At 71.0% G+C, this 14,293-nt stretch carries 12 protein-coding genes; 11 read left to right on the top strand and 1 reads right to left on the bottom strand.

Features of this window, described 5'->3' with window-relative positions; all coding sequences use genetic code 11:
- Positions 1-65 precede the first annotated feature (65 nt).
- Entirely contained in the window at positions 66-785 is a 720-nt protein-coding gene (locus ACGFIM_RS35510) for a class I SAM-dependent methyltransferase (protein WP_393209916.1), read from the bottom strand.
- Positions 786-847: 62 nt separating this feature from the next.
- Here ACGFIM_RS35510 and ACGFIM_RS35505 point away from each other — a divergent pair, with 62 nt between their 5' ends.
- The 11 genes from ACGFIM_RS35505 (at position 848) to ACGFIM_RS35455 (ending at position 14,249) form a co-directional block, all read left to right on the top strand.
- Positions 848-1,234, top strand: coding sequence for a signal peptidase I (locus ACGFIM_RS35505; RefSeq protein ID WP_393209913.1), 387 nt, complete (start codon positions 848-850; stop codon positions 1,232-1,234).
- 92 nt (positions 1,235-1,326) lie between these two features.
- A complete protein-coding gene (gene mfd / locus ACGFIM_RS35500) occupies positions 1,327-4,815 on the top strand; it encodes a transcription-repair coupling factor (protein WP_393209910.1) in 3,489 nt (1,162 codons plus the stop codon).
- A gap of 28 nt (positions 4,816-4,843) precedes the next feature.
- Positions 4,844-5,425, top strand: a complete 582-nt coding sequence (locus ACGFIM_RS35495) for a SurA N-terminal domain-containing protein (RefSeq protein WP_393209907.1) — start codon at positions 4,844-4,846, stop codon at positions 5,423-5,425.
- A 3-nt stretch (positions 5,426-5,428) separates the two neighbouring features.
- Complete coding sequence (locus ACGFIM_RS35490; protein ID WP_393209905.1) at positions 5,429-6,367, top strand: MazG family protein; 939 nt, start codon at positions 5,429-5,431, stop codon at positions 6,365-6,367.
- A 114-nt stretch (positions 6,368-6,481) separates the two neighbouring features.
- Positions 6,482-7,759 (top strand): phosphopyruvate hydratase, encoded by a 1,278-nt coding sequence (eno, locus tag ACGFIM_RS35485; RefSeq protein WP_393209902.1) that lies wholly within the window; start codon positions 6,482-6,484, stop codon positions 7,757-7,759.
- Between the two features lie 67 nt (positions 7,760-7,826).
- A complete protein-coding gene (locus tag ACGFIM_RS35480; protein WP_393209899.1) occupies positions 7,827-8,516 on the top strand; it encodes a septum formation initiator family protein in 690 nt (229 codons plus the stop codon).
- A complete protein-coding gene (locus ACGFIM_RS35475) occupies positions 8,506-8,994 on the top strand; it encodes a DUF501 domain-containing protein (protein ID WP_393209896.1) in 489 nt (162 codons plus the stop codon). The genes ACGFIM_RS35480 and ACGFIM_RS35475 overlap by 11 nt, the downstream gene beginning before the upstream one ends.
- Positions 8,985-9,935 carry an exopolyphosphatase gene (locus ACGFIM_RS35470; RefSeq protein WP_393209893.1) on the top strand — a complete coding sequence of 317 codons (951 nt, stop codon included), beginning with the start codon at positions 8,985-8,987 and terminating at the stop codon, positions 9,933-9,935. The genes ACGFIM_RS35475 and ACGFIM_RS35470 overlap by 10 nt, the downstream gene beginning before the upstream one ends.
- A gap of 197 nt (positions 9,936-10,132) precedes the next feature.
- Positions 10,133-11,293, top strand: a complete 1,161-nt coding sequence (locus ACGFIM_RS35465) for a hypothetical protein (RefSeq protein ID WP_393209890.1) — start codon at positions 10,133-10,135, stop codon at positions 11,291-11,293.
- Between the two features lie 750 nt (positions 11,294-12,043).
- Positions 12,044-12,838, top strand: a complete 795-nt coding sequence (locus tag ACGFIM_RS35460) for a uracil-DNA glycosylase (RefSeq protein WP_393209884.1) — start codon at positions 12,044-12,046, stop codon at positions 12,836-12,838.
- A gap of 94 nt (positions 12,839-12,932) precedes the next feature.
- Positions 12,933-14,249, top strand: a complete 1,317-nt coding sequence (locus ACGFIM_RS35455) for an NAD(P)/FAD-dependent oxidoreductase (RefSeq protein ID WP_393209881.1) — start codon at positions 12,933-12,935, stop codon at positions 14,247-14,249.
- Positions 14,250-14,293: the final 44 nt, after the last annotated feature.

The raw sequence follows: 14,293 nt of genomic DNA, 5'->3' as shown, positions 1-14,293 counted from the left end.
ACTCTTCAGAGTGTGCTCGGTCCGTACCAGACCAGTGTGCCGCTCCCCGGCCCCTGACTCGACCGCTAGATGAGGCGGGCGAAGTGGTGCTGAGGCTTCCTGATCACCATCGTGATCTCGTCGTGGGAGGCGGGGAAGCGGCCGCTGGTCAGCTTGGACACCAGGGACACGAGAGCGGCGACGGGGCGGCGGGCGCGGGCGGGGCCGCTGACGGCGCGCTCGTCGTCGGTGATCATCAGGCCCCGGCTCAGGCAGAACGCGTGGAGGCCGTCGCTGGACGCCAGCGGCTCGTACACGGCGGGCAGCGGGCCCGGCGTGCCCGGACCGACCAGCGCCCGCCACAGCGGCTTGCGCAGCCAGCCCGGCGTGAGGCGGTCGAGCAGGCCGTAGGCGGAGCGGCGGTCGCGCACCCGCAGCAGCACCAGCCCGCCCGGCCGCAGCGCCTGCAGCAGCCGGTCGAACACCAGCTCCGCGTGGCGCACCCGCTCCAGCAGGAACGACAGCTGGATCACGTCGAAGCCGCGCGGCGGCAGCGGCACCGAGCGCAGGTCGCCGAGCGAGTAGGAGACGAGGTCGGCCCGCTCCTCCACGACCTTCCTGACCGCGGGCAGGTCCTCGTCGGCTCCGGTGGCCCTGGTCTCGATGTGGTCGAGCACCAGCGGCTCGCCGTGCGCGCACCCGGCGACCAGCACGTCGAGCCGCCGGATCGGCTGGCCGGCGCAGTGCTCGCGGAGCCGCTGCTCGAAGAGGTCGCCGCTGCAGGCGACCGATCGCACCTCAGACATGTCACCTACAGTAATCAACCAAGTGGAATCGGTAAGGCATTTCCCTGCTAGCGTCCTGCCCCGTGAGCGATCAGGCGGACGACCAGGTCTACGACGGCGTCTACGTGGGCAACGCCAACGTCGACGCCCCCCTCGACAGGGGGTGGCTGCTCGGTCACTTCAAACCCCCGGGCGACCCGAGACACAGCGAAGACGTCGAGATCAAGTGGGGCGTGCACCCCGCGGGCGACGAGCGGGCCGCGTGGGTGGAGAACGAAGTGCGCACCGCGCTGCTCATCCTGATCAGCGGGCGCTTCCGCGTCGAGCTGCCGGGCCGCAGCGTGCTGCTGGAGAAGCCGGGCGACTACGTGGTGTGGGGCAAGGGCATCGGCCACTCCTGGCGGGCCGAGGAGCCGTCCACGGTCCTCACCGTGCGCTGGCCCTCCGTGCCTGGTTACCGCGTCGGCTGAGGTTTCACGGCGAGTAGTCTGGTACGGAACCCCCGCGACATTCCCCGTCCGGGGGTAGTCGTGTTGCCGTCGTGGGGCTGTGGGCGTATCTGATGAGTCTTTCCGGGCTACTTGACCTTGTTCGCGCCGACCCGAAGCTGACCGCCGCTCTCGAAGAGGGAGGCGACGTCGCGCTGGTCGCGCCCTCCTCGCTGCGTCCGTTCGGTGTGGCCGCCCTCGCCGCGCACGACCAGCGCACGGTGCTCGCCGTGACCTCCACAGAGCGCGAGGCCGAGGACCTGGCCGCGGCACTCACCAGCTTGATCGAGCCGTCGTCGGTCGCGGTGTTCCCCGCGTGGGAGACGCTGCCGCACGAGCGGCTGTCGCCGCGCAGCGACACCGTGGGCCAGCGGCTGGCGGTGCTGCGCAGGCTGGCCCACCCGGTCAAGGGCGACGCCGCCGCCGGGCCGCTCAGCGTGATCGTCGCGCCGGTGCGCGCCCTGCTGCAGCCCATCGTGAAGGGACTCGGCGACCTCGAGCCCATCAGGCTGCGCGCCGGCGACGACGCCGACCTCGACGAGGTGGTGCGCGCCCTGGTCGACAACGGCTACCACCGGGTCGACATGGTGGAGCGGCGCGGCGAGGTGGCGGTGCGCGGCGGCCTGCTCGACGTGTTCCCGCCCACCGAGGAGCACCCGCTGCGCCTTGAGTTCTGGGGCGACACGGTCGAGGAGATCCGCTGGTTCAAGGTGGCAGACCAGCGCTCGCTCGAAGCGGCCGACGAGGGGCTGTTCGCGCCGCCGTGCCGCGAGCTGCTGCTGACCGACGAGGTGCGGGCCAGGGCGCGCGAGCTGGCCGCCGAGTACCCGGCGCTCGCCGAGGTGCTCGACCAGCTCGCCGGCGGCACCCCCGTCGAGGGCATGGAGGCGTTCGCGCCCGCGCTGGCCGGCGAGATGGACCTGCTGCTCGACCACCTGCCCGCGCACTCGGCGGTGTTCGTGTGCGACCCCGAGCGGATCAGGGGGCGGGCGGAAGAGCTGGTACGCACCTCGCAGGAGTTCCTCGAAGCCTCGTGGATCAACGCGGCGGCCGGCGGCGAGGCCCCCATCGACCTCGGCGCCGCCGCGTTCCGGACGCTGGAGGAGATCCGCGACCACGCCTCCGCGCTCGGCCGGCCGTGGTGGACGATGGCGCCGTTCGGCGGCGGCATCGAGCTCGACGCGCAGGACTCCGAGGCCTACCGCGGCGACACCTCCAAGGCCCTCGCCGACATCAAGGGCTGGCTGGCCGAGGACAAGGCCGTCGTGCTGCTCAGCGAGGGCCACGGCCCCGCCGAGCGCATGGTCGAGCTGCTCAAGGGCGTCGACGTGCCGGCCAGGCTGCACGCCTCCCTCGACAAGGCGCCGGAGCCGAAGGTCGTCCACGTCACGACCGGCCGCATCGAGCACGGCTTCATCACCCCCGGCCTGGCCGTGCTCACCCACCTCGACCTGGTCGGCCAGAAGGCGTCCACCAAGGACATGCGGCGCCTGCCCTCGCGCCGCCGCAACATGGTCGATCCGCTCCAGCTCAAGGTCGGCGACTACGTCGTCCACGAGCAGCACGGCGTCGGCCGCTACGTCGAGATGGTGCAGCGCACCGTGCAGGGTGCCACCCGCGAATACCTGGTCATCGAGTACGCCAAGGGCGACCGCCTCTACGTGCCCACCGACCAGCTCGACGAGGTCACCCGCTACGTCGGCGGCGAGTCGCCCACGCTCAACCGCATGGGCGGCGCCGACTGGGCCAAGGCCAAGTCGCGGGCGAAGAAGGCGGTCAAGGAGATCGCCGGCGAGCTGATCAGGCTCTACTCCGCGCGCATGGCGTCGCCGGGCCACGCCTTCAGCCCCGACACGCCGTGGCAGCGCGAAATGGAGGACGCCTTCCCGTACGCCGAGACCGCCGACCAGCTCGAAGCCATCGACGAGGTCAAGCGCGACATGGAGCGCGGCGTCCCGATGGACCGGCTGATCTGCGGCGACGTCGGCTACGGCAAGACCGAAATCGCGGTGCGCGCGGCGTTCAAGGCGGTGCAGGACGGCAAGCAGGTCGCGGTGCTGGTGCCCACGACGCTGCTGGTGCAGCAGCACATGTCCACGTTCACCGAACGGTTCTCCAGCTTCCCCGTCACGGTCAAGCCGGTCTCCCGCTTCCAGACCGACGCCGAGATCAAGGGCACGCTCGACGGCCTGCGCACGGGCGCGGTCGACGTCGTCATCGGCACCCACCGGCTGCTCAGCCCCGAGGTGCGCTTCAAGGACCTCGGGCTCATCATCATCGACGAGGAGCAGCGCTTCGGCGTCGAGCACAAGGAGGCCATGAAGCACCTGCGCACGCAGGTCGACGTGCTGGCGATGTCCGCCACGCCGATCCCGCGCACGCTGGAGATGGGCCTGACCGGCATCCGCGAGATGTCCACCATCCTCACCCCGCCGGAGGAGCGGCATCCGATCCTCACGTTCGTGGGGCCGTACGACGAGAAGCAGATCGCCGCCGCGATCCGGCGCGAGCTGATGCGCGACGGCCAGATCTTCTTCGTGCACAACCGCGTGGCCTCGATCAACCGGGTCGCCGCGCGGCTGCGCGAGCTGGTGCCCGAGGCCCGTATCGCGGTCGCGCACGGGCAGATGAACGAGCACCAGCTCGAAAAGATCATGGTGGGCTTCTGGGAGCGCGAGTACGACCTGCTCGTCTCCACCACGATCGTCGAGTCGGGCCTCGACGTGCCCAACGCCAACACGCTGATCGTCGACAGGGCCGACAACTACGGCCTGTCGCAGCTCCACCAGCTGCGCGGGCGCGTCGGCCGGGGCAGGGAGCGCGGCTACGCCTACTTCCTCTACCCGCCGGAGAAGCCGCTGACCGAGACCGCGCACGAGCGGCTCGCCACGATCTCCCAGCACACCGAGATGGGCGCCGGCATGTACGTCGCCATGAAGGACCTGGAGATCCGCGGCGCGGGCAACGTGCTGGGCGCCGAGCAGTCGGGCCACATCGCGGGCGTCGGCTTCGACCTGTACGTCCGCCTCATGGCCGAGGCCGTGCAGGAGCAGAAGGCCAAGCTGTCCGGCGGCGAGGTGCAGGAGGAGCAGCAGGACGTCAAGGTCGAGCTGCCGATCAACGCCCACATCCCGCACGACTACGTCACCTCCGAGCGGCTGCGGCTGGAGGCGTACAAGCGGATCGCGGCCATCGCCACCCCGGTCCACATCGACGAGGTGCGCGCCGAGCTGACCGACCGCTACGGCAAGCCGCCGGTGGAGGTGGAGAACCTCCTGGAGGTCGCGCGGTTCCGCATCAAGGCGCGGGCGGCCGGGCTCACCGACGTCACCCTGCAGGGGCAGAACATCAAGTTCGGTCCGGTACGGCTCAAGGAGTCGCAGCAGGTGCGGCTCGACCGGCTGTACAAGAAGGCGATATACAAGCAGGCCGCGGAGACGCTGCTGGTGCCGGTGCCCAAGACCAAGCCGCTGGGCGGGCAGCCGCTGCGCGACCTCGACTTGCTCACATGGTGTGGTGACCTGGTCGAGGCGATGTTCCTCGAACCCGCCCGGGTAAGCTAGCGGCGGTTTCCGGTCGGAAGGGACGTACGTGAAGTCGATACGAGTGGCTGTGGCCGCCGCGGCGGCCGCCGTGGCGCTGTCCGCCTGCTCCTCGCCCATGCAGGCCGGAGCCGCGGCCGTTGTGGGCAGCGAGCGCATCTCCATGAGCAAGCTCCACGATGACACCCAGGAGTACATCGCCGCGCTCAAGCGGGCGAACCTGGACGAGTCAGCGCTGAGCGTGCCGGTCTCCCAGGCGGTGCTGCGCCGGCTGGTCGACGTGGCCGCCTCCAAGCAGCTCATGGCCCGCTACAACGTGCAGGTGACCGAGAGCGAGGTGGACGCCACGCTCAAGGACCCCGGGCAGTACGAGTCCGCCGAGATCAACCTCCTGGCCAACGCCGTCTCCCCGGCGGACGCCCGCGACTACGGCCGGGCGATGACCGGCCTGCGGAAGCTGCAGGAGCAGTTCGGCCAGTCCGGGCAGCAGCGGCTGCTCGATGAGTTCAACTCGGTCAAGCGGGTCATCAACCCGCGCTTCGGCAAGCTCAACACCGACCAGAGCCAGCCGGGGCTGTTCGTCGACGCCGGCAGGTTCGGCAAGGCGGGCGAGCAGGCGGCGCAGGGCTGATCCGTGCCGCTGATCGTCGTCACCACCTCGCCCCGGGTCGCGCCGGGCCTGCTGAGCCATCAGGCGTGGCAGGCGCTGCGGTCCGGCCCGGTGCTGACGGGCTCGGCCGAGCACCCGCAGCTGCCCTACCTCGCCGACGCCGGCATCGCCGCCGAGGTCGTCGAGCCCGACCCGGCGGCGCTGGCCCGCCGGGCGGTGGCCGAGACCGTGGTGTGGCTGGCCGAGCACGACGGCGAGGACTTCATGCGGGCGGTCGGGCAGGCGGCGATCTCGCTCGACGAGCCGCCGGTCATCGAGGTCGTCCCCGGCTCCTATGACCTGCCGGGGGCGCGGCTGCTCGACCTGGTGGCGGTGATGGACCGGCTGCGCACCGAGTGCCCGTGGGACCGCAAGCAGACCCACGAGTCGCTGGTGCCGTACCTGCTCGAAGAGGCGTACGAGGTGCTGGAGACCATCGAGCAGGGCGACTACCCGGCGCTGCGCGAGGAGCTGGGCGACCTGCTGCTCCAGGTGGTCTTCCACGCCCGCGTGGCCGAGGACTTCGACATCGACGACGTGGCGGCCGGCATCGTGGAGAAGCTGGTCAGGCGGCATCCCCACGTGTTCGGGTCCGTGCGCGCGGAGAGCGCCGACGAGGTCAACGCCAACTGGGAGGCGATCAAGGCGGCGGAGCGCGCGGCCAAGGGCACCGAGTCGGTGCTCGACGGCGTGCCGATGGGACAGCCCGCGCTGTCGCTGGTGGCGCAGCTGCTGCGCAGGGCCGAGCGTGCGGGCGCGCCGCAGTCGCTGTCGGCGGCGGTCGGCCAGGGGGTGGCCAGGGAGCTGTTCGACCTCGTACGCAGGGCCGCCGACGCGGGGATCGACGCCGAGAAGGAGCTGCGCGGCGCGGCCCGCGCCTACCGCGAGCGCGTGCGGGCCTGGGAGTCCTCGAGCCCCCAGTAGAACGACGCGGAAGGTCGCCGCGCGAGTGCGCCGCGGTGACCTGGAAGCCTGCGCGGGGTGGCCGTACCGATAGGCTCTGATGGCATATCAGCTTTCGATTGAGGAGCGCATCCCGTGGCTACCATCGAGGTCGTATACGCGCGCGAGATCCTCGACTCCCGGGGCAACCCGACGGTCGAGGTCGAGGTCATTCTCGACGACGGCAGCAGGGGCCGGGCGGCCGTGCCGAGCGGGGCGTCCACCGGCCAGTTCGAGGCGGTCGAGCTGCGCGACGGCGGCAAGCGTTACGGCGGCAAGGGCGTGGAGAAGGCCGTGCTCGCCGTGACCGACGAGATCCAGGAGGAGATCAACGGGATCGAGGCCGAGGACCAGCGGATCATCGACCAGATCATGATCGATCTGGACCGCACGCCCAACAAGGCCAAGCTCGGCGCCAACGCCATCCTGGGCGTCTCGCTCGCCGTGGCCAAGGCCGCGGCCGACAGCGCCGAGCTGCCGCTCTTCCGCTACCTCGGCGGCCCCAACGCCCACCTGCTGCCGGTGCCGATGATGAACATCCTCAACGGCGGCGCCCACGCCGACACCAACGTCGACATCCAGGAGTTCATGATCGCGCCGATCGGCGCGGAGTCCTTCCGCGAGGCCGTGCGCATGGGCACCGAGGTCTACCACGCGCTCAAGGGCGTGCTGAAGGAGAAGGGCTACGCCACGGGCCTGGGCGACGAGGGCGGCTTCGCGCCCAACCTGCCCTCCAACCGCGACGCGCTCGACCTCATCCTGACCGCCATCGAGCGGGCCGGCTACGTGCCGGGCGACGACGTCGCGCTGGCGCTCGACGTGGCGGCGTCGGAGTTCCACAAGGACGGCGTCTACACGATCGACGGCAAGGGCCTGTCGTCGCAGGAGCTGATCGCCTTCTACGAGGACCTGGTCGCGAACTACCCGCTCGTCTCCATCGAGGACCCGCTCGACGAGGAGGACTGGGAGGGCTGGAAGGCCATCACCGCCAAGCTGGGCGACAAGGTGCAGCTCGTCGGCGACGACCTCTTCGTCACCAACCCCGAGCGGCTCGAGCGCGGCATCAAGGAGGGCGCGGCCAACGCCCTGCTGGTCAAGGTCAACCAGATCGGCACGCTGTCGGAGACCCTCGACGCGGTCGACCTGGCCCACCGCAACGGCTACCGCTGCATGATGAGCCACCGCTCCGGCGAGACCGAGGACACGACGATCGCCGACCTGGCCGTCGCGGTCAACTGCGGCCAGATCAAGACGGGTGCTCCGGCCCGCTCCGACCGGGTGGCCAAGTACAACCAGCTGCTGCGCATCGAGGAGCTGCTCGACGACGCCGCCCGCTACGCGGGTCGCGCGGCGTTCCCGCGTTTCCGGCGCTAGGTTCGAGTACGGCTCGCGGCACCCCGATTCTCCGGCCGCGAGCCGCACTTGAGGGGGTGTGCAGCAAGTGGCGAAGAGACCGCAGCTCACCGGGCGGGCGGCCATCCTGGCCGTCGTGGTGTGCGCGATCGCGATGAGCCTGGCCTACCCTGTGCGCGAGTACATCAGCCTGCGCCGCAGCATCGCGGAGCTGCGTGCCGAGAAGGCCAGGGTCGAGGCCGAGAAGCAGGCGCTGCTGGCTCGCGACAGGCAGAGCGACGACCCCAACTGGATCAAGAAGACGGCGAAGGAGCGGCTGCATTACTGCGGTCCCGGCGAGAAGTGCTACGTGGTGATGGAGCCCGAGCAGGGCAAGGCGCAGGCGGCGGTGAAGCAGCCCGCGCAGGTGCCGCCGTGGTACGAGACGCTGTGGGAGTCGGTGCAGGCCGCCGACAAGGGCACCGGCCGCAGGGCGGTGACCGGGCGGCAGGGCGCCGCTCCTTCCGGGAAGCCGGGTGCGGAGCCGAGCGGGAAGCCCGCCAAGGGGTCCAGCGGGAAGCCCTCCGCGGAGCCGAGCGGGAAGCCCGAGCAGAAGCCGACCGGTGAGCCTTCCGGGCAGGCCACGAAAGAGCCCGCGCAGCCGGCGAAGGAGCCCACGCAGAAGCCGGCGGAGCAGCCGGGCGGTAAGCCCGCGCAGGCGACGGCGGAGCCGGCCGGGGAGCCCACGGGGCAGCCGGCCGGAGGGCAGGCGACAGGAAGGGAACGCCTTGGACAGTAAGGACGTCGAGATCGTCGAGCGGCAGCTCGGACGGCCGCCGAGAGGCCTGCGCGCGGTCGCGCACCGGTGCCCGTGCGGCAACCCCGACGTGGTGGAGACCGCGCCGCGGCTGCCCGACGGCTCGCCCTTCCCGACTCTTTACTACCTGACCTGTCCCAAGGCCGCCTCGGCCATCGGCACCCTCGAGGGTTCCGGCCTGATGCGGGAGATGCAGGCCAGGCTGGCGACCGAGCCGGAGCTGGCGGAGGCCTACCGCGCGGCGCACGAGGACTATCTGGCGCGGCGCGACCAGGCGGCCCGTGAGCAGGGCATCGAGCCGCTGCCGCCCGGCATGCAGAGCACGGGCGGCATGCCGGAGCGGGTCAAGTGCCTGCACGCGCTCGTGGCCCACGAGCTGGCGGTGCCCGGGATCAACCCGTTCGGCAGGGAGGCGCTGGACGCACTCCCCGAGTGGTGGAGTGACGGACCATGCGTGTAGCGGCCATCGATTGCGGCACCAACTCCGTGCGCCTGCTCATCGCCGACGTCGGCGATGACGCGATCACCGACGTCGAGCGGCGGATGGAGATCGTCCGGCTCGGCCAGGGCGTCGATCGCACGGGCATGATCGCGCCCGAGGCCCTGGAGCGCACGTTCGCCGCGATGCGCGGCTACCAGGAGCTGATCGAGCGCCACGGCGTCACCGCGACGCGCGTGGTGGCGACGAGCGCGACGCGCGATGCGGCCAACCGGCAGGACTTCGTGACCGGCGTACGGAAGATCTTCGGGGTGGAGCCCGAGGTGATCACGGGCGCCGAGGAGGCCGAGCTGTCGTTCACGGGCGCCACCAGGGGCCTGACGCGCCTGTCGCCCGAGACCGAGGTGGCGCGTGGCCCGCTCGCGCCCTACCTGGTGGTGGACATCGGCGGCGGCTCCACGGAGTTCGTGGTCGGTTCCGTGCACGCCGAGGGCGCGCTGTCGGTCGACATCGGCTGCGTGCGGCTGACCGAGCGGCACCTGCGCGACGCCGGAGACCCGCCCAAGGCGGAGGCGCTCGAGGCGGTCGTCGCCGACATCGAGGCCGCGCTCGACCGGGTCGAGGCCGAGGTGCCGGTGCGCAAGGCGAAGACGCTGGTCGGGCTGGCGGGCTCGGTGACGACGGTGTCGGGCATCGCGCAGGACCTGCCGTACTACGACCCGGAGCGCATCCACCACTCCCGGCTGTCGGCCGAGCAGGTGCACGAGGTGACGCGGCGGCTGCTCGCGATGACCCACGAGGAGCGGGCGCGGATCCCGGTGATGCATCCGGGGCGGGTGGACGTGATCGGCGCCGGCGCGCTGATTCTCGACCGTATCGTGCGCCGTTTCGCGTTTTCGCAGGTCGTCGTCAGTGAGCACGACATCCTCGATGGAATGGCGTGGTCGCTCGTCCGAAGCTGAAGAAATCCGGACATTTCCGGATTCGTGATCATATTGAGCCCGCGATCAGTATTGTGTTTCAGTAGAGAGGCAAAACGGGGGCTTTGCCATGTGTCATGCGCGAAAGGCGCAGGCTTGGCGACCGTTCCCGGGCGCGTCTCTTCCCTCAAGGAATGGAGCACTCTCACATGATGTCTGTTGGGTTAGCGCGTAAGGCTGTGGCGTTCAGCGCCTCGTCCGCGGCCCTGGCGGCGCTCGCCGCGGGCCTGGTCGCCGGTCCCGCCCAGGCCGCCACCGCGTCGAAGCCCAAGGTCACGGCCTCCGCGCCGAAGGCCTCCCCGCGGGCCCACGAAGGGTCCTGTCCGGTCAAGGTCGACTTCTCGGCCAAGATCAAGGTGCCGGTCAACGGCAAGACCAAGCTGGCCTACCGCTGGCTGCACGGCGACGGCTCCAAGAGCAAGGTCAAGACGCTCACCGTCAAGGGCAAGGGCACCAAGACGGTCACGATCAAGCAGTCCATCACCTTCAAGGACGACGTCAAGGGCTGGGAGGCCGTCCAGGTCCTCGGGCCGAAGAAGGTCACCTCGAAGAAGGGCTACTTCTCCGTCTCCTGCGTCTCGCTCAAGGAGGTCGTGCGCAACCACGGCCCCAAGATCGACGCCCGCGCCTGGACGAGCTACAGCAAGTACGGCCGCAGCTGTGCCCCCGGTGGCAGGGTCGACTTCAGCGGCGTGATCAGCTCCTCGCGTCCGGCCTGGGTGCGTTACCGCTGGGTCCTCGACGGCCGCACCGCCGACTACGGCAAGATCAAGGTGCGTGACTCGCGCAAGGTCGGTTTCAGCATCTCCCCGCGTCACAGCCAGAGCGGCTGGGCGCAGCTGCAGGTGCTGAGCCCGAAGCGCGAGTACTCCAACAAGACGTACTACAAGGTGTCGTGCAAGGACGGGCACGAGACCTCCAAGCCGCACGGCAAGGTCTCCGCGTCCGCCGACGCCACGGTCGCCCGCGACTGCACGGTGAAGGCCACCGGCTCCATCACCTCCACCGGTGCCGGCAGCGTCTCCTACCGCTGGTCGCTCAACGGCCGCACGGTGAGCAACGGCCAGACCTACTTCGGCCGTGACGGCGGCAAGATCATCATCCCGTCCTTCTCCACCAAGCTGAGCGGCGCGGACGCCAACGGCGGCGTGGTGACGCTGACCGTCACCGGCCCCAACAACAGCGACTCCTCCAGCGACCGCTACCCGGCCTGCCGTAAGGCGCCGGCTGACAAGCCGGAGCCCAAGCCGTCGGCCACCACCCTGCCCGCGCCTGAGGCCACGACGCTGCCCGCGCCCGAGGCCACGACGCTGCCCGCGCCCAAGGACAGCAAGGCCTGACAGGCATCGACCGAGCGGAACGGCACGGACGCCGCCGGGTAGAGCCTGCGGCGGCGTCCTGGGCCCGTCAGGACGGCACCGGTCGGTGCCGCCGGGCGACGTCCGGGCGGGCCGCGCCGTGACGCGCGACCGAACGGTTCAACCGGGCGGCTCCTTCGGGAGCCGCCCGGTTTTCCTTTGTGCGCTCCTGCTCCAACGCGCGCTGCGAGCGCGCCGCCCGTACGTGTGCGGTGAGCCGGCGTTGCCCGTACGTGCTGCGAGCGCGCATTGCTCGCGCGTGCGCTGTCAGGGCGCATGCCCCGCAGCGTGCTGCGGGTGCGCGGGGGCTCCGGGAGGGGCACCGGGTTCTGCGCGGGGATCGGGTCAGGGTGAGGGTGCCGCGTCGGGGTGCGGGTGCGCGGGGGCTCCGGGAGGGGCACCGGGTCTGCGCGAGGATCGCGTCAGGGTGCGGGTGCCGCGTCGGGGTGCGGGTGCGCGGGGGCTCCGGGAGGGGCACCGGGTCTGCGCGAGGATCGCGTCAGGGTGCGGGCGCCATGTTGGGGTCTGGGTGTTGCGTTGGGGTGTGGGCGCTCGGGGTGGTCCGGGAGGGTTGCCGCGTCTTGCCCGAGGATCGGGTCAGGGCGCGGATGCCGCGTTGGGGTCTGGGTGCTGCGTCGGGGTGTAGGCGCCAGTCGGGTTCTGGGTGCTGTGTCGGGGTGTGGGTGCCGCGGTGGGTTCGGGTGGGTGGGGTGATCGGGCACCATCGGTGTCATGAGTTTCGTCCCTCCCGGCACCGGCTGGCCTGAAGACCCCGCGACCGCCGACACGCCGGTGGCGCGCGACCCCGCCGACGTGCGCCGTCTCGCCGCCGCCAGCGGCACGCTCGCGGAGCTCACCGCCGTGCAGTCCGTCTGCCGCGCCTGCCCGCGCCTGGTGGAGTGGCGCGAGGAGGTCGCGCGGGTGAAGCGGCGCGCGTTCGCGGACGAGACGTACTGGGGCCGCCCCGTGCCGGGGTGGGGCGACGAGCGGCCCCGCATCCTGCTGGTGGGCCTGGCGCCGGCGGCTCACGGGGGCAACAGGACCGGGCGCATCTTCACCGGCGACCGCAGCGGCGACTGGCTGTTCGCCTCGCTCTACCGGTGCGGCCTGGCCGCCCAGGAGACCAGCACGCACGCGGGCGACGGCCAGCGGCTGATCGGCGCCCGCGTGGTGGCGTCGGTGCGCTGCGCGCCGCCGGACAACAAGCCGACGCCGCAGGAGAAGGCCACCTGCTTTCCTTGGATGGCCAGGGAGATCGCGCTGGTCGCCCCCACCGTACGGGTGATCGTGGCGCTCGGCGGCTACGCCTGGCAGGCGGTGTGGCCGGCGCTCAAGGAGGCGGGCTACGAGCTGCCGCGCCCCCGCCCGCCGTTCGGCCACGGGGCAGAGGTGCCGATCAGGCGCGGCGACGCCCGGGTGACGCTCATGGGCTGCTATCACCCGAGCCAGCAGAACACGTTCACCGGCCGGGTCACCGCCCAGATGCTGGACGACGTCTTCTCAAAGGCCAGGTCACTGGCGGTGTGACGCGTTACACCACTTATCGGCTGGCTTCCGCGGAACCCGCTGACGTAGGCTTGTGAATGCTTTCACAAGCGACCACGAGGGATGTGGCCTCAGGATGAACAAGCACATTCTGATCGTCGGCGGTGGATACGTCGGCCTCTACACCGCGCTACGGCTCCAGCGCAGGCTCCGTCGCGAACTCCGCGACGGCGAAGCCCGCGTCACGATCATCGACCCCCAGTCCTACATGACCTACCAGCCGTTCCTGCCGGAGGCCGCCGCGGGCAACCTCTCGCCCCGCCACATGGTGGCCCCGCTGCGGCGGGTGCTGCCCAAGGTGCACATCCTGAACGGCACCGTCACCAAGGTCGACCACGCCGGCCGCGTCGTCACCTTCCAGCCGGCCGAGGGCGAGCCGCGCCAGATCGCGTACGACGTGATCGTGATGGCCGCCGGGTCGATCTCCCGCACCCTGCCCATCCCCGGGCTCACCGACATCGGCATCGGCTTCAAGACGGTCGGTGAGGCGATCGCGCTGCGCAACCGCGTGCTGCACCTGCTCGACGTGGCCGAGTCGACCGACGACCCGGAGGTGCGGCGGAGGGCGCTGACGTTCGTGGTGGTCGGGGCCGGGTTCGCCGGTGTGGAGGCGCTGGCCGAGCTGGAGGACATGGCCAAGCACTCCACCCGCTACTACCGCAACATCAAGCCGTCGGACATCCGCTGGGTGCTCGTCGAGGCGACGAACCGGGTGCTGCCCGAGGTCGGGCCCGAGATGGGCAAGTGGACCTTGGAGCAGCTGCGCGAGCGCGGCATCGACGTACGGCTGGAGACCCGCCTGGAGAGCTGCGTGGGCGGCCACGTGGTGCTCTCGGACGGCACCGAGTTCGAGGCGGAGACGCTCGTCTGGACGGCCGGCGTCAAGCCCAGCCCGGTGGTCAACGACAGCGACCTGCCGCTCGACGAGCGCGGCCGGATCAAGACCACGCCGATGCTGACCGTGGCGGGCACGCCGGGCGCGTTCGCCGCCGGCGACGCCGCCGGGGTGCCCGACGTGACCAACCCGGGCAAGTACTGCGCGCCCAACGCCCAGCACGCCGTCCGGCAGGCGAAGGTGCTGGCGGACAACATCGTCCGCTACCTCCGCGGGGAGGAACTCATTCAATACCGCCACAAGTACGTCGGATCGGTCGCCGGACTCGGCCTGCACCGGGGCGTCGCCAATGTCTATGGCGTCAAGCTGCGCGGTTTCCCTGCGTGGTTCATGCACCGCACCTACCATCTGTCGCGGGTGCCGACGCTGAACCGCAAGGTCCGTGTCGTCGTCGACTGGACGCTGGCTCTGTTCTTCAAGCGGGAGACGATCTCGCTGGGAGAGATGGAGCACCCCCGCGACGGCTTCAGGGCCGCGGTGGCGACGACTCGCCGCTAGCTCGGGTACGGCAGCGCCCCGGTGAACCACGCCGCCGGGGCGTT

The organism is Nonomuraea sp. NPDC049309 (genome assembly GCF_043196965.1).
Lineage (GTDB): Bacteria > Actinomycetota > Actinomycetes > Streptosporangiales > Streptosporangiaceae > Nonomuraea > Nonomuraea fastidiosa.
Note: the sequence above shows the minus strand (reverse complement) of the source record. Positions and strands in the feature narration are given on the sequence as shown.